At 37.6% G+C, this 17,323-nt stretch carries 13 protein-coding genes; 6 read left to right on the top strand and 7 right to left on the bottom strand.

The annotated features are described in order from the left end of the window. Window positions 1-261: 261 nt before the first annotated feature. The 5 genes from C1A06_RS02100 to mscL all read right to left on the bottom strand — a co-directional run bounded on the left by C1A06_RS02100 (window position 262) and on the right by mscL (window position 4,741). Window positions 262-1,299, bottom strand: coding sequence for a phospholipase A (locus C1A06_RS02100; RefSeq protein ID WP_101688561.1), 1,038 nt, complete (start codon window positions 1,297-1,299; stop codon window positions 262-264). A gap of 205 nt (window positions 1,300-1,504) precedes the next feature. Next, entirely contained in the window at window positions 1,505-2,590 is a 1,086-nt protein-coding gene (locus C1A06_RS02095; RefSeq protein WP_101688560.1) for an asparaginase, read from the bottom strand. Between the two features lie 83 nt (window positions 2,591-2,673). After that, a complete protein-coding gene (locus tag C1A06_RS02090; protein ID WP_101688559.1) occupies window positions 2,674-3,324 on the bottom strand; it encodes a TatD family hydrolase in 651 nt (216 codons plus the stop codon). Between the two features lie 113 nt (window positions 3,325-3,437). After that, window positions 3,438-4,298 (bottom strand): M48 family metallopeptidase, encoded by an 861-nt coding sequence (locus C1A06_RS02085; RefSeq protein WP_101688558.1) that lies wholly within the window; start codon window positions 4,296-4,298, stop codon window positions 3,438-3,440. An 11-nt stretch (window positions 4,299-4,309) separates the two neighbouring features. Further along, window positions 4,310-4,741, bottom strand: coding sequence for a large-conductance mechanosensitive channel protein MscL (gene mscL, locus C1A06_RS02080; RefSeq protein WP_101688557.1), 432 nt, complete (start codon window positions 4,739-4,741; stop codon window positions 4,310-4,312). Between the two features lie 160 nt (window positions 4,742-4,901). Between mscL and C1A06_RS02075 the strand changes: the two genes are divergently transcribed. The 6 genes from C1A06_RS02075 to C1A06_RS02050 all read left to right on the top strand — a co-directional run bounded on the left by C1A06_RS02075 (window position 4,902) and on the right by C1A06_RS02050 (window position 13,278). Then, the gene (locus tag C1A06_RS02075) at window positions 4,902-6,392 is read left to right on the top strand and encodes a Gldg family protein (RefSeq protein ID WP_101688556.1); all 1,491 of its coding nucleotides are present in this window, start codon (window positions 4,902-4,904) and stop codon (window positions 6,390-6,392) included. A gap of 55 nt (window positions 6,393-6,447) precedes the next feature. Further along, window positions 6,448-8,445 carry an NAD-dependent DNA ligase LigA gene (gene ligA / locus C1A06_RS02070; RefSeq protein WP_101688555.1) on the top strand — a complete coding sequence of 666 codons (1,998 nt, stop codon included), beginning with the start codon at window positions 6,448-6,450 and terminating at the stop codon, window positions 8,443-8,445. 13 nt (window positions 8,446-8,458) lie between these two features. Next, the gene (locus C1A06_RS02065; RefSeq protein WP_101688554.1) at window positions 8,459-8,989 is read left to right on the top strand and encodes a DUF6913 domain-containing protein; all 531 of its coding nucleotides are present in this window, start codon (window positions 8,459-8,461) and stop codon (window positions 8,987-8,989) included. Between the two features lie 56 nt (window positions 8,990-9,045). Next, window positions 9,046-9,939, top strand: coding sequence for a 4-hydroxy-tetrahydrodipicolinate synthase (dapA, locus tag C1A06_RS02060; protein ID WP_101688553.1), 894 nt, complete (start codon window positions 9,046-9,048; stop codon window positions 9,937-9,939). Window positions 9,940-10,227: 288 nt separating this feature from the next. Next, window positions 10,228-12,252 carry a transcription termination factor Rho gene (gene rho / locus C1A06_RS02055; RefSeq protein ID WP_101688552.1) on the top strand — a complete coding sequence of 675 codons (2,025 nt, stop codon included), beginning with the start codon at window positions 10,228-10,230 and terminating at the stop codon, window positions 12,250-12,252. A gap of 90 nt (window positions 12,253-12,342) precedes the next feature. Next, window positions 12,343-13,278 (top strand): cation diffusion facilitator family transporter, encoded by a 936-nt coding sequence (locus C1A06_RS02050; RefSeq protein ID WP_101688551.1) that lies wholly within the window; start codon window positions 12,343-12,345, stop codon window positions 13,276-13,278. Here C1A06_RS02050 and tilS read toward each other — a convergent pair. Both tilS and C1A06_RS02040 read right to left on the bottom strand, forming a co-directional pair. Next, window positions 13,267-14,583: a tRNA lysidine(34) synthetase TilS gene (tilS, locus tag C1A06_RS02045; protein ID WP_101688550.1), complete on the bottom strand. Its 1,317-nt coding sequence runs from the start codon at window positions 14,581-14,583 to the stop codon at window positions 13,267-13,269. The two genes, C1A06_RS02050 and tilS, sit on opposite strands and share 12 nt — an antisense overlap. 74 nt (window positions 14,584-14,657) lie before the next feature. Further along, the gene (locus C1A06_RS02040; protein ID WP_101688549.1) at window positions 14,658-17,309 is read right to left on the bottom strand and encodes a transglutaminase domain-containing protein; all 2,652 of its coding nucleotides are present in this window, start codon (window positions 17,307-17,309) and stop codon (window positions 14,658-14,660) included. Window positions 17,310-17,323 lie beyond the last annotated feature (14 nt).

The following is a 17,323-nucleotide window of genomic DNA, read 5'->3' as shown; positions in this document are numbered from 1 at the left end:
CGTTATTACCTTGCTTCAATCCAAAAGATCAAAGCCGGGTAGGAATTGATATGTAATACTTATATGTACTACACGCTTTGTATGTATCTATATTTTCTTATAACTATGTCAATGATCTCTTTGTTTTATAGCTTCAAACCGAAACGCTTATCGTTCTAAAGCGGGTACAAAAGTAATAGACTTATATATACAATCCAAATCTTTTGAGAAGTTTCTTCTAACATTTTTTTAATAATAAATATACTATCCTCATTATCAGTATTAAAAAAACGAGAACATTCCGCTTTTCATTAAGATACCAAAGCGAATTCTCTGCCTATAATCTTTATAACTAAGCATCGATTCACCGTACCCATCATAATATTCTGCAAACAAATACAAGTCTTCATTACTAAACAGGCGAACAGAAAAATTTAATTGTACATTATGATTCAATATATTTCCGGCTCTTTTTGTAAGGACACAACTCACATTATATTTTCTTTTTAAACTAGAATAAGTCAATGCTGTCATAGCAAAACCCGAATAGCTTGTTATATCTTTATTCTCCCCACCATCGATTAGAGGTATCCAAATTTTCGATTGCCAAATCCAGCGGTCTCTAAAAACAAAAAGACTACCGAAAGTAATTTTATTCCAACTACGAGAAGCATCACCATCCTTACCATTCGACTCGTGCTCGAAATCAAATGTCAGCAATCCAAGAAAACGGTTTCTAAATATAAGCGGACGACCAATACCGATTGCAGGATTGAAATTCAGATCACGAAAAGGCAATGATTCTTGGAAAACATCCCAAAATGCCTTTTGCGTATAAGTAAAATAAATATGTGTTTTGAACGGGAGAATACTATTAGTCAGCCTCTGTCGAATACTTACTTGGAATTTGGCATCAGAATTCCACTTGTTTTTCTTACCAAAAAGTTCGGTACCTACTATAAAGTAATTGTCTTTATACATTCCGAAGGATGGCGTATTATCAAAGCGACGGATAAGACTATCTGCATTACTAAGCTGCGCCGATTCTCCAAACATAGAACCAATAATCCTACCAGCTCTTCTTCTCATACGATATTTGTTCGTGGTTGTATCTTGAGACAGTTCATCAATCCTGACTTGAAGCTCACTTTTCGATCTTTCCAGCTCTGCTATTTTTTCTCGCAATAGCCCTATCGAATCCTGAATTTGGACTAGAGAATCTTTTTCGGCTTCTATCACCGTATTAATCTGAGCATTGACAGATACAGACGTGCAAAACAATAAAAAACACGAGAAGAAGAACGCTGTAATTTTATTCATATTTCGCCAATTATGCAATTTCGTATATTCCAGACCTATTGTGTAAATAATAATAAGGAATCTAACTTCCCGAATTCTTTCACTATCGTCTTTATTCTTAGTTGCACAAAGATACGAATAGAAATAAAGAATTCAAGTTCGGAAAGCTTGAAAAGCGGCGATAAATTTTGTAAAATACATTAACTACGCTTATAGCAAGAAGCAATTAATGCAGCAGAGGAGTCACACTTATTCTCTCGTTGATTTTATCTTCGGGTCTGGTTATTTCGCCCACCAAAGGTACGCGCATCCTAACAGCAACCTCATCTCTATTATAATCGTGACCTAAAAGAACCATCAATTTAGTAACAACAGCTTCTATTGTAGAATCTTCACCGCTTATAACGCCAGCTTTCAACAATTCAACTCCTGTCTCGTAACGATTCATATCTACCGATCCAATTACACATTGAGTCACATTTACGATCATAACTCCTTTTTTTATAGCATTGCGTATTGCCTCCAGAAACCATGGGCTTAGCGGTGCATTACCCGTTCCATAAGTTTCAATAACTACAGCTCTAACGCCTTCTATATTAAGAATAGCCTCCACAGTAGTTTGCTCTATACCTGGAAACATCTTCAAAACAGCAATATGGCTATTCAATCGATAGTGAAATCTTGTCTTCTTCTCAAAATTGACTTTCAGTATACTATTCTTATCATAATTGATGCGAATACCCGATTTTGCCAAATATGGATAATTGAATGAGCGGAATGCATTAAAATTATCCGCATTGATTTTAGACGAACGATTTCCTCTTAGCAAATAATTTTGAAAGAAAATACACACTTCGGGCACAATTGGATAGCCCAACACATCTTTATCAGCTGCAATCTCTAAAGCTGTTATAAGATTTTCTTTTGCATCAGTTCTTAATTTACCGATAGGTAATTGCGCACCAGTCAAGATAACTGGCTTGGTCAAATTTTCGAGCATAAAACTTAAAGCCGAAGCCGTATACGCCATTGTATCCGTTCCATGCAATATCACAAAACCATCATATGCGTCATAGTTATCGTCAATAAGCTTAACCATCTTCCGCCAATGATCGGGACTAATATCAGATGAATCGATAACAGGATCAAAGACCATATGATCTACCTGAAATTGCAAACGTTGCATTTCGGGCAAATGACTTTTAAGGTGTTCAAAATTAAATGACTCTAACGTTCTAGTATCGGGATTTTCTACCATACCGATAGTTCCTCCAGTATATATCAAAAGAACCTTTGAATTAATGTCGATCATAAAGCTTATACTAAAAAATGAGATGCAAATAACAAAAGTAAAACTTTTTTTTCGTTTGTACCTCCTTTTAAATTCACTTTATTTTACATTCTGAAAGTTTTAACAACGTTACCACCGACAACAGAAAGGAATTCATCTATCGAAATGCCATAAAAAACAGATACTTTTTGACAAATAGACACAATAGACTGTTCCGACTCATCACTTTCGATAAATATTGAATCAAGTGCAATATTTTGCAATGCTAAAGGCTGAAACTTACTTCCAAAAGATAATTTCAGTCCCAAAGTTGATAGCTGTCGCGCAAGCTGCCATTTACCTCTAAAACCATGCACAATCCATTCTGTAGACGGCTTATACTCTTTATACAAAGCGATGAGTTCATCCCAAGCTTTCACACAATGAACGATCAAAGGCTTATCTGTTTCGATAGACATTTCGATCTGCTTTCGAAAGACCTCTAACTGAAGATCTATCTTAGTACCACAAATCTTATCGAGTCCGGCCTCTCCAATGGCAACAACACGCTTATCTTCCAACGATTTGTATAGCGCATCAAACTGAGCATCAAGATCTTCTAAGTACCATGGATGTATACCTACCGAAAAATATAAATTTACATTGTCAATATCTTTATATTTAGCATATTCTTGCGGAAAAGCGTTAAAGATACTGACTACCTTTTCGTCATACGATTCAGGTAAATGATGAGTGTGTATATCATAATAGATCATAATACAAATATAATCAGCCGAAACGAATAAAATAGCTATCTCGCATTACATTATCACAAAAAAGAGGAACTGAATTCAGTTCCTCTTTATATTTAAAGTACGAATTAAAAACCTTAGAAAGTCCATTCACTCGAGCTCTTTGATCCCGTCTTATTAGTCGAACCCCCACTCTGAGGTTTTCCAGTATAATATTGAAGTGCTCGTGGCAAAGCCTCTTCGATCTTCTTTACGCGGGTATTATCTGAGGGGTGAGTACTCTGAAATTCAGGGACACTAGCACCTCCAGCAGCAGACATACGTTGCCAAAAAGCACTAGCTTCGCGAGGATCGTAGCCGGCCATCGCCATAAATATCATTCCAAGTTCATCAGCTTCTAGCTCTTGCTTGCGTGAATAAGGTAGTAAAACACCATACTGAGCACCTAAACCAAATACAGTATTTGCTATTTGTTGAGTTTTCGCCGAAGATGAACTCATTGCCATATTGAGGGCTTGACTACCATATTGAGCTACCATCTGCTGACTCATACGCTCGTTTGAATGCTTGGCTATAGCATGAGCTACCTCATGCCCCATCACGACTGCTAAGCCCGTTGCATCTTTTGTTACCGGCAAAATGCCTTCGTATACAACTATTTTGCCGCCAGGCATGCAAAAAGCATTAACATCATTACTTTTAACTAAATTGAACTCCCACGCAAAAGACGACACCATATCTCCCATTCCATTGGCATTAAGATATGCTTCAACCGCATTCGCTATGTCACGTCCAACTTTTTTCACTAAAGCTGTATTTGTTTTATCCGTAGAGATTGGCGCAGTTTTCATAAACTCACCATACTGCTGCAAGCTAAGTGTCAACACTTCGCTATCAGATACCAACAGCATCTGCTTACGCCCCGTAACCGGCACACTACCACATCCGGATAAAACCAGAAGCATAGCGGCAATAGACAATGATACTAGCTTTTTCATAGTTATATAAATTAGTTTTTATTCTTAAGTAGATCTCTGATTTCAGTCAAAAGAGCTTCTTCTTTACTAGGTGCTGGATCGGGAGCCGGAGCTGGAGCTGGTTCTTCTTTCTTACGCTTCAAGGAATTAAGACCTTTGATTGCAAAGAATATAACAACAGCAACAATAACAAAATCTAATGTAGTTTGAATAAAAGCACCATAATTAAGAGTAACAGCCTCAACCGCGTCCACCCCTTCTGATGCAGGAATAGCCTCTTTTATAACAAGTTTCAGATCCTTAAAATCTACACCGTTTAGTAAAACTCCTATTGGAGGCATAATAACATCATTGACAAAAGATGTTACGATTTTACCAAATGCACCACCGACAATCACACCGACAGCCATATCAACTACGTTGCCACGCAACATAAATTCCTTTAATTCCTTTACAACTGACATATTATCTAATAATTTTATAGTTTGAAATTATGTTATGAATATAATTATTTTAACAATTAATTCTAATGTTTGTTTATGTAATATCTTAAAAATGCGAAGTTAGAAAAAAAAACTATCTTTAATTCCCGAATCATTCATTCTAAGAAGTTGGCAAAGATATATGAATAAGCAAATATACACGAAAGTTCTTTATAAAAAAGCATCTACGCTATCTTCATTTGTAGCAAGATATTCTTTTTTCACCCTGACAATCTGCATATTTGCATTCTCATCCCTACTCCTTAACAGTTGCAAAGATTGGAAGAAAGCTAAGGATTCACACAAAATAACCGACGTATCCATATCTGACAAAACAAAAGAATATTTACAAAAAAACGAAAAAAAAATTCACATCAATATAATAGAACTAAGGTCGGCTTATCCTGAAATGCGAGAATCCGTAGAAAAATTACTCCAAGAATTTCAATTACATTCGAACAACCGCATTAGTATAACTCATAAGAATGACGATAGCCCAATATTGGATAAGATAGCAACAGGCGCAATCATACGTGCTCAGATTATCCACAAAACAGATACCACCACAATAGAACTAACAAAACAGATAGAAGGTTTATCTGTACTACAATCTCTTGAAGCCTCTATTTCTGATCTTGAGTACAAATTTACAACAGCTATCCAATCGTTGCTTGATAAAAAAGAACGGCATATTGCTTTTATCGAAGGACACAACGAACTATCTAGAGTTTACTCTTACGAAGCCGAAGAGGCGTTATCAAGATATTATAATATTAGTCGAGGACAAATAGGTAATAACATAGCCGATCTAGACAACTTCGATGCAATTATTATAGCAGGGCCTAAACAGCAATTCTCGACTTCGGAAAAATATATAATCGATCAATACATAATGCATGGAGGACGAGTTTTGTGGCTAATCGACGGAGCATATTTCTCTATTAACGAATTAACACATAATGGATATTCTGCATCCATCAAAAATGAGACTAATCTAGATGATATGCTATTTACATATGGCGTACGAATCAATCCAGACTTTGTACAAGACAAACAATGTGCAAAGTTACGTACAGAAGATAGCAACTATTCGGTGTTTGATTTCTATACACCATTATTAAATTCATCAGATAATAGTCCAATCAGTCGAAATATAGGATGGGTCAAAACCTCTTTCATCAGTTCTATAGATACAGTCAAGACACGCTATCAATCTGAAAAAACAATCTTGCTATACAGTTCCAACAAAAGCAGGATATCGAAAGTACCCGATCCTGTATCATACGACAATGCAATTATTGGCGGATATATTTCAGATTTCAACAGAAAAAATATCCCGACTGCAATTTCACTACAAGGAGTCTTCGAATCGGCTTTTGCCAACAGAGTTATTCCTCAGGAAGTAGTCGGCGGCAGCTCTACCCTCACTCAAAGCAAGGAGACGAGAATGATCGTAGTTTCTTCAAGCGACATTATACGAAACGGAGTTAAAGGATACAGAGAAGAAACACAAGTTGTATCTATGGGCTATGATGTATTAACGTCTAAACAATACGGCAACCGAGAATTTATTATTAACGCAGTGAATTGGCTTACAGACGATGATAATTGGATGCAACTGCGAATGAAATAAATCGGTAAAATATCTAATAAAGTTGTTGTATATTTACAGCCTATAACAAGGAATTATGAACACGATAAAAGATAAAATAGAAGCACTTCGCGAGGAACTGAATACGCATAATTACAATTATTATGTATTATCTAATCCAACAATATCGGATTATGATTTTGATATAAAGTTGAAAGAACTAACCGAATTAGAGAATCAGCACCCTGAGTACTTCGATCCCAATTCGCCATCACAGCGTGTAGGTAGCGATATCACAAAAACATTCAAGCAAGTGGTTCACAAGTATCCGATGCTATCGCTCGGAAACACTTATTCGCGCGAAGAGGTTACCGACTTTTACAATCGTGTTCAAAAAGGATTGAACGACGACTTCGAGATTGTTTGCGAATTAAAATACGATGGTGTTTCTATATCACTAACATACATAGATGGACAGCTTACACAAGCCGTCACCCGTGGCGATGGAGTTCAAGGTGATGATGTAACAGCCAATGTTCGTACTATTAGAAGCATCCCTTTAAAACTGAAAGGCAATGGCTATCCTCGTGAATTTGAAATACGCGGAGAAATTCTAATGCCATGGGCCGTCTTCGATGCACTAAATAAAGAACGTGAAGAACAAGAAGAACAACTTTTTGCCAATCCGCGCAATGCATGTTCGGGAACATTGAAACAACAAGATCCAAAAGTCGTAGCTTCGCGTAAACTGGATTCATACCTATATTATATGTTAGGTGAAGATCTTCCCACAGATGGCCATTATGAAAATCTACAGAAGGCACACGAGTGGGGTTTTAAAATATCGGACGCTACACGCAAATGCAAAACATTGGACGAAGTCTTCGAGTTTATCGCCAAATGGGATAAAGACAGAAAAGATCTGCCCGTTGCAACAGATGGTATAGTCCTCAAAGTAAATTCTCTTACCCAACAAAAGAATTTAGGATTTACTGCAAAATTTCCACGTTGGGCAATAGCTTATAAGTTTCAAGCAGAAAAAGCATATACCAGACTGTTATCGGTATCATATCAGGTTGGTCGCACCGGAGCCATTACTCCAGTAGCTAATCTCGAACCGGTAAAACTTTCGGGAACAACAGTCAAACGTGCTTCGTTATATAATGAAGATTATATCAACCAATTGGACTTACATATCAATGATATCGTTTCGGTTGAAAAAGGTGGTGAAATCATACCTAAGATCACCGAAGTAGACACATCGAAACGCAATCTCTTTGACGAGAAAGTAATTTTCATTGAAAATTGCCCCGAGTGTGGAGCAAAACTCACTAAGATTAGCGGTGATGCGATCTATTATTGTCCAAATGATACAACTTGCCCACCTCAAATAAAAGGACGGATCGAGCACTTCATTACACGCAAAGCAATGAATATAGAGTGCGGCCCCGAAACCATCGAGCAATTATACAATGCAAATATGCTACGAAACGTGGCAGATCTTTATACGCTACAATGGCAAGATCTGATAAGATTGGAGCGATGGGCTGAAAAAAGCGCTAAGAATTTTGTAAAAAGTATACAACAGTCTATCAATGTTCCATACGAACGTGTATTGTATGCACTCGGAATACGATATGTTGGCGAAGTAGTAGCCAAGAAGCTAGCAAAAGCTTTCCCAAATATAGATCAACTAATAAGTGCAAGTGCTGAAGAGCTTGTACAAGTTGACGAAATCGGCGAAAAAATAGCACAAAGCGTAGTAAAATACTTCGAAGAAAAGCCAAATATGGAAGTTCTGGAACGACTTAGAGCCGTCGGACTTCAGTTTTCTTTGAGCGAGGATGTATTATCTAAACAGACTGATAAACTAGATGGACTTACGATTGTTATAAGTGGTACATTCGAGAAACATTCGCGCGATGAATACAAAAATATGATTGAGCAAAACGGCGGAAAGAATAGTGGTTCCATCTCGTCAAAAACAAGCTATATACTTGCCGGAGATAATATGGGCCCTTCGAAATTGGAAAAAGCCGAAAAACTTGGCATCAAAATTATTGATGAAGATACGTTTCTGGAAATGATCAACTAAAAAACGTACGACAATGTTTAAATTATTACGAAAAAAAAAGATTGATTACTTGATACAAAGTTACGATCGAAAACATTCATTCTACGACTTCGACAATCTCGGGAACATTCTCATCCTGTTTCATTACAGAGATATAAAAGATGTAGAACTTATATACAATGATCTGAAATCCGGAGGTAAAAATGTACAACTTTGGGCCTATGCCGATCAAAAAAGTATGGCAATTCCGATTCCGGCAGGAATGGAAATTAAGCAAATCACACCCAAAAACATCTCCAGATTAGGTTCTATATCAACCGAAATTTTGACTGATTTCGAAGCACTTCAGTACGATACAATAATAGACTTATCAAGCTCTTACGAATATGTATTGTACTACTTATTAGCATACAATAAAGCGAAATTCTGTGTTGGCATACGCCACGAAGATCATAAGCTATACGACTTCGTGTTAGTCAAAGAAGACCAGATGAGCTTAAATGAAACTTATCAACAACTAAAAAAATACTTAAACAATATTCGCATAAGCACAAATAATTTGTAACTTTGCTCGATATAAAAACGACAAAATTACAGTCGATATTAAGAATTTCTACATTTATGCCAAAAATTAATCTTAAAGGGATGGGAGTTGCTCTGATAACTCCATTTAAAGAAGACCTTAGCGTCGATTATGATGCACTGTCTCGCCTGATCAGCTATCAACTACAAAGTGGGACTGATTATTTGGTTGTTTTAGGAACCACAGCCGAAACTCCAACCTTGACAGAAGAAGAAAAGGACAAAATTGTAGAAATGGTTGTAACCAAAGTTAATGGTCAAATTCCGATAATCATAGGCGAAGGTGGCAACAACACACAAGCTATTATAAACAACCTAAAGACAAAGGATTATAGAGGTATTGACGCTATACTAAGTGTAGTTCCATATTACAACAAACCATCACAAGAAGGCATTTATCAGCATTATAAAGCAATATCAGAAGCATCTCCACTACCTATCATTCTGTACAACGTACCAGGTAGAACAGGTGTAAATATGGCTGCAGAAACTACTTTACGACTTGCTTCGGAATGTGAAAATGTAATTGCAATTAAAGAGGCATCGGGCAATATGAGTCAGATGGATGAAATCATCAAACGTAAACCGGATTATTTCGAAGTTATTTCGGGTGATGACGGCGTCACTTTCCCTTTGATTACACTTGGTGCAATAGGAGTTATTTCTGTAATAGGAAATGCATTTCCTAAAGAATTTAGCCGCATGACACGCTTAGCGCTAGAAGGCGACTACGACAGCGCCCTTACAATACACCACAGTTTCAGCGAGCTATTCAACCTTTTGTTCGTCGACGGCAATCCTGCCGGAGTGAAAAGCATGCTAAATATGATGGGATATATCGAAAATAAATTGAGATTACCATTAGTTCCAACTCGTATTACCACCTACGAACAAATCAGACAAGTCTTGATAGATCTCAATATAAAATGCTAAACTAGCGTTGTATTTTTATTGAATCTGATTCTTTTTATAGCATTTTTTGCAATATTCTCAATTTAAACATTATCTTTGTAGCGCCGAATTGAGAGAATTACCATTTTATATATAGTCGGCAAAATCACCCTATATTACATTTATTACTCAGCTTATCATAAGATATTCAGTATTCGAATATTTAAGATTAGATAAATTGCTGACACATATACAACATCGACATCACTGATTTAATATCATACAAAACCTGATAATAATTATATTACAATATTAAAATTATAAGTATACATGCGTATATATAACATTTTAGAGCTCAACGAAAAGCTTACTGTGGACTTGCGCGTTATAGCTAAAGAGATGGGAATCAAACGACCTGATGCCTACAAAAAGGAAGAACTTATCTATAAAATCCTTGATGAGCAAGCTATAATCGAAGCTAGAAATAAGAGTCAAGAAGAGCTTAAAAAGGAAGACAAAAAAAGCAATCCCAAAAAGCCTTCTCCTCAGAACAATCAGAAAGACAATTCGGATAACAAAAAAGACAGAGCTCCTCAGCAAAAGCAGAAGCAACCTCAACAAAACAAGCAAGCTAAAGAACAACCTGAAAAGAAAGTTGTATCTGAAGCTCCCCAAAAAGGCGTTTTGAAAGAAGAGGTTAAAAAGAATATTCCTCAGCAACAAGATCAAAAACAAGTTCAGGTTCAAAAACAGCCTGCAATAGAACAAATAGATATTCAACCTGCTGCTCAAAACAAACCTGAGGTAAAACAAGAGGTTTCACAAGCTCCAAAACAAGAAAAGCCTGTACCTGTACCTAATCAGCCTGCAGCGAATGAAGTTGCTAAACAGCCGCAAGCGCAAAAACAAGAAGGCAAGAAAAATACGGAACAACAGCAACAACCGACAAAACCAAACCAACTGGTTTTCAGATCAAAAAAAGCTAGAGAAAATAGCGAACCGACCACTACACCGGAACCATTATTACCACTTCTTGAAGTTGATCCGTCTTCACCGGTTATTGAGCCCGTAGAGAAGCCAGAGGTAGTAGTTAAAGCTGATGCAGCAAGCTTGATAAGCGTACCTGCAAACAACAAGCCTCAGCAACAACAAAAAAATAAACAAAATCAAAATAACAAGCATAACAACAATAATCAGCAGCATAACCAACAACCCGACAAAGTTGTCTATGACTTTGAAGGCATTCTGACTGCTTGTGGAGTATTGGAAATTATGCAAGAAGGATATGGTTTCCTTCGTTCAGCCGACTACAACTATATGTCATCGCCAGATGATGTTTATATTTCTCAATCTCAAATCCGTTTATTCGGTTTGAAGACAGGAGATGTTGTAGAAGGAACTATCCGTCCTCCGAAAGAAGGAGAGAAATTCTTCCCTCTAGTAAAGGTTGACAGACTAAATGGACGCACTCCAGACGAAACTCGCGACCGCGTTCCGTTCGATCACTTAAAACCTCTTTTCCCTGATGAGAAATTCAGACTGACTAAAGGTTATGGTGACAGCCTTTCGGCTCGTGTTGTTGACTTGTTCTCTCCTATTGGTAAAGGTCAACGTGGATTGATCGTTGCTCAACCGAAAACAGGTAAGACTACTTTACTGAAAGATATAGCAAACGCAATTGCCGACAATCACCCGGAAGTCTATATGATTGTACTTCTTATCGACGAACGTCCGGAAGAGGTTACAGACATGGAACGCAGCGTTAATGCCGAAGTTATTGCTTCGACATTCGACGAACCAGCTGATCGTCACGTTAAGATTGCTGAGATTGTTTTGAATAAAGCAAAACGTATGGTTGAATGCGGACACGATGTCGTAATCCTACTCGACTCGATCACTCGTCTCGCACGCGCATACAACACTGTTCAACCAGCTTCGGGTAAAGTACTGACCGGAGGTGTGGATGCAAACGCATTGCACAAGCCAAAACGCTTCTTCGGTGCTGCCCGTAATATCGAAAACGGAGGATCGTTGACAATCATTGCAACAGCTCTGACTGAAACTGGTTCAAAAATGGACGATGTTATCTTCGAAGAATTTAAAGGAACAGGTAACATGGAATTACAATTAGATCGCAAGTTGTCGAACAAACGTATATTCCCAGCTGTTGATATAATAGCATCGAGTACTCGTCGTGACGATTTGTTGCTTGACCGCGAAACGCTGAGCCGTATGTGGATACTTCGTAACTTCCTTTCGGATATGAATTCCGTTGAAGCTATGCAGTTCCTAGACGACAGACTTCGCAAGACAAAAAACAACGAAGAGTTTTTGATCTCGATGAATGACAGATAATTAAATAGATTTCATCTCTTAAATTATAGTAAAAGGCTGTCATTGTACAGCCTTTTTTCTATTTTTGATATAGCAAACAATGACAGACTAATGGAAAAGACATCTCATAACCACGAAGGACATGTTCACCAACACGGAGGACACAACCACAATTATAAAGCTAACAAGAAAGCTCTGACGCTAAGTTTTGTATTGATTGCGACTTTTATGGTAGTCGAATTTGTTGGTGGTTTTTTAACAAATAGTCTTGCCCTGATTTCCGATGCGGGACATATGCTTAGCGATGCTGCAGCTCTTGGTTTAAGCCTGGCCGCACTTGTATTCGGTGCGAAAAAAGCGACTCCGTCGAAGTCTTATGGTTACAAGCGATTCGAGATATTAGCTGCACTCCTCAACGGATTGGTTCTGATTATTCTTGCAGCATACATCATGATCGAAGCTGTGAATAGGATATCAACCCCTCAAGAAGTCATGGGACGCAACATGATGATCATAGCTATTATTGGGCTAATTATCAACATTGTTGTCGCATGGATTCTGCATACGCAAGCAGCAACGGGTGAGAATTTGAATATACGTAGTGCGTTTATGCATGTTATTGGAGATCTACTTGGTTCGGTAGGTGCTATTATTGCAGGAATACTAATTATGAGTTTTGAGTGGTACATAGCTGACCCAATTGCGAGTATCATTGTCTCTGTATTGGTATTATATAGTGGTTGGAATGTATTGAAGCAGTCGGTAGATATATTGATGGAAAGCAAGCCATCGAATATAGACAGTCAGAAAGTAACTGAGGTTCTAGAATCAATCGAAGGGGTGGAAGAAGTACACGATTTACACATTTGGCTGATGACATCAGATTATCCGCTGATGACTGTACATCTTAGAGTTAAACCTAATATTGACAGAGACCTTATACTTGAATCCGCAAAGGCATTGATACACGAGAAATTCAACATCAGTCATATTACAATACAAATAGAAGGTCGAACACTTTGCCTTCCAGATGAATTATGCAATTAGGGTTATCTTCAGTACTGATTTAGTTGTACGAGAAACGCGGTAACGATCGTCTGAGCGGTGCCCTACCAACCAAATAATATCCTCATCGGAACATAATAACCAACTGGATTCTTTATCAACAAGGCTAAATTTATTATCGGAAAAATAGTCGCTTAGTTTCTTGCGTCCTTTCATCCCGAAAGGAATAAACCAATCACCTTGCTGCCAACGACGTAACTTTAGAGGATAACTGATTTTATCTGCATCAACTAATAGGATATTTTTATCTTTCTCAACAACAAAGTCTTCTATATCAACATGTTCAATTTTCAGTTTAAGAGGCTCTTCAATCAACCATTCATCTTTCTGAATCAAATATTCATTAGCAAAATCGTCTCCAACTTTCGATATAATCAGTACATCTCTGTCTTTGACAACTTTCATTACCTTATCACTTGATATGAATGTTTTCCCTGATTCACGATCTACCGAATTCATTATCTGTTCAACGACATCACTGTTAAATCCATGAGGATGCAGAATCTCGAACAAAATTGTTTTCGGCTCGACATAATTCATCAACTTCGGTATATCAATTCGATTATTCTCAAGGATTTGCTTTTTAGCCTCATCCACATAAGCCAGATAAATACTTTCAACTTCTGTCAGATATTTAGCTGTTTTCAGTATAGATTCTTTAGCGGAAGGATTTATCGATTCGAACAATGGCAAAATATCCAAACGAATCTTGTTTCGACTATAAATATTCTCGGCATTTGTACAATCATCAACATACGAAATTCCTTTTTCACTCAAATAGGATACAATGTCTTCACGAGAAACAGAGAGGAATGGACGGATTATATTTCCATTTCGAGCAGCTATCCCCGTCAAACCACGAATACCCGTTCCACGAACAAGATTCAGCAAAATAGTTTCTACGGAATCATCTTTATGATGTGCTACTGCGATAGATTCGGCTGAATATTTTCGTCTAAGTTCTTCAAACCAATTATATCGAAGTTCGCGTGCAGCCATCTCTATCGAGATATTATGTTCTTCAGCATATCCTTCTGTATCGAAATCTATCACTTCGAGCGTAACATCATAGTTCCAACACAATTCTCGCACAAAAGACTCATCGCGATTCGATTCTTCTCCCCGAAGATGAAAATTACAATGTGCTACTATACAATCGTATTTTAAACGTATTAATACATCAAGCAAAGCTACCGAATCTGCTCCACCACTTACTCCGATTATTACCCGTTCTTTAGCTTGTAATAATTGGTTCACTCCGATATATTCTTTTACTCTTCCGATCATATTAATACAAAGATAAAAGAAAAATAGCTGAGCGATTCATCACCCAGCTATTTTCGTATCTAAATATAACCTGATTATTTCTTTGTTGCTTCTTCGGCACGAATTGTTCTCAATAGATTTTCACCTATACCGATTCTATATCCTAACGAATAATATAGTATTCCTCCATTATCGTTCAGATAGAGAGTTAGCGGAAAATTATCTTGGACATCTACTTGCAATGCTCCCGCAGCCTGTCCAAGCAATGTACGTCCAAAATCGGTTCCCCAGAGTGTACTATTTGGTAATCCTTTGAAAGCCGTTGCATCGAATGCTACGCTCAATTTATCGTCTGGAACCATAAACAATACTCCCCCGCCCCATTGGTCGAAGCTCTGAGCTTGTGCAGGTAAATCCTGCAAAATATGTTTCGTAGGTTCTTTACCCGGATCAGCAAAGCATAAAATAATACCTTTACCATTCGACAGTTCTTTCAATGTATTCTTCGTTCCATCTGCCAACTGTACAATCGAATTCATATCCACAATACCCATAACTTGCATTTTTCCTTCGGGTTCGGGCAATACAATCTCGATATTCTTGCTATCGCCTTCTTTCAATTCGAAATAGTAAATATTAGCTGTTACCGAACCATCATTAGCACGACTACCAACCATATATCTGTAATATCCTGTTTCTAGAGTCAATGTTGCCGGATATTTAGCAAGATTAGGATCTCCATAGAAGTCTAGTGTTCGGAAATCGCCATTATCGAAGCGAGCTAAAGTGAAGTGATTCTCATAACTTGGCATCACTACATTATTTTTAGAGTTTACGAATACAACCTTTGCCATTGGATTTACACTATTCAATATCGGTTGTTCGAATACAGCATCAACCCAACGCCCCCCATCGAAGTATTGCGGTTTAGATGTTGCCTTTTCCAATCGAGCAGGGATGCCACAACTGCGACAAGCTGCTACGAAAAATATATCGCGCGATTGTTTATCCGATATTTTAAGTTCATACACTCCCCAAGGTGTGATTCTACAATTGTAATAATTATCCGTATCATTTATTCGGATATAGTCCTTTACAAACTGCACCAATTCGGACACATTATTCTGATATTGCATAATCTTATCATTACCTAAGACATTTTGCAATTTCTTACGCCAAGGAGTGATCAGTTCCAAACCAATACGTGGCGACAGAATATATTCTGCAATCATATTTTCTGGAGTACCTTCTTTCACTTTGCCTACATCGCTAATATGGTCCCTCAGATATGCAGCAGGTGTATCTCTCAAATCTTTATCGAGTAGCGACTCTAAGAATGAGAACAAGTATTGATTATCTTTTTCACTTTCAATAAAAGAGTATATCTCTTTCCAATTTCCCTGAGCTGCAGTCAAATAATTTGATAGTTTTTGTTTATCAAAGTTAGTCTTCTGTGCCAAACTTTCAGCCTCAGCTTCCCCTGCAAATGTACTCATATAGGCATTGCGTATCGAATCTTCTTGAGCCAAACGGATTGCATTGGCTTTGATTTTATCTGCAGATAATGCCTTCGCAGTTTCCTCTTTCGGCGGATTCATTTCGATCATTTCGTCGTATTCTGTTCCTTGTACACGATTTAAAATCACTTTTACAGAATTAACATCTGAAGTGGATTTTACATAGCCATACCGGTCTCCTATAGAAGCCCAAACTAACACATCGCCATATCCTGTAATGATTGAGGCTTTACCTCCAGCATCACTTTTAGACTTAACTATCGGGTAAAATTCGGAATAGTTATAAACTTTAAACTGAACTGTCGCATCTTTTACCGGTTGTTCATTTTCGTCAACTACCAAGACATCCAAAACCCGTGTTTCCGCATAATTGGTTGTCAAATTTATTGTCGAATATAATTCGGTTTTATTGTTATTTTCTTCGGGTCCGTCATACAATCCAAAAACATTTGTATGCACCATCATTGCTCGCTTGGATGGTGCGGTGAACCATGCAACATTCAATTCAGCTTCGGGCTCGCAAGCTCCAAGATACTGCCACTTGCCATCAATCCAAACTTCAACCCAAGCATGATTGCTATCGGTATGCACCCAACGAGGAGTATAACACTGACGAGCCGGAATTCCTACTGCACGTAAAGCCGTTGCCGTCAATACTGATTCTTCGCCACAGCGTCCCCACGAAGTTTTAACCAAAGCTAAAGGTGCTGATGTTCGTCCATCGGTTCCTCGATAAGTTACTTTTTCGTGGCACCAATGATTAACTTCTAATGCTGCATCAGTCATCGACATGCCTTTTACACGATCTTTCAGTTCTTTGAAAAAGACAGTCCGAGCGGTATCTAAATATTCGTTATTTATACGATACACTAATACAAAATGACGGAAAATATCTTCGGGTATATCTTTTCCCCAGTCAAAATATTCACGAGCTTCGAAAGCTCCATCTACTTGTTTTAGAAAAAATTCGCCATCATAATCAGCCAAGTCGGTCAAAGGCATATAAGCATACAGGAACTCCAAAGCTTCACGCTGTTCAAGTGTCAAATCAGGCTTCTCAAAAACTGAAAAAAGCTGTTCACTTCTGTTCTTTGCAAAATCTTTTCTCTTTAGAAATTGCTCATGCACTTTATCCCTATAAATCTCATCATTCAGGAAATGCTTCTCGGAGCATGATACTAATAAAATTAACGGTAAAATGATTAAAAACAGTAATCTAAGGTTTTTCATAGTCTTGTCGTAAA

Origin of the sequence: Dysgonomonas massiliensis, from assembly GCF_900240225.1 — a bacterium.
Taxonomy (GTDB): domain Bacteria; phylum Bacteroidota; class Bacteroidia; order Bacteroidales; family Dysgonomonadaceae; genus Dysgonomonas; species Dysgonomonas massiliensis.
Note: the sequence above shows the minus strand (reverse complement) of the source record. Positions and strands in the feature narration are given on the sequence as shown.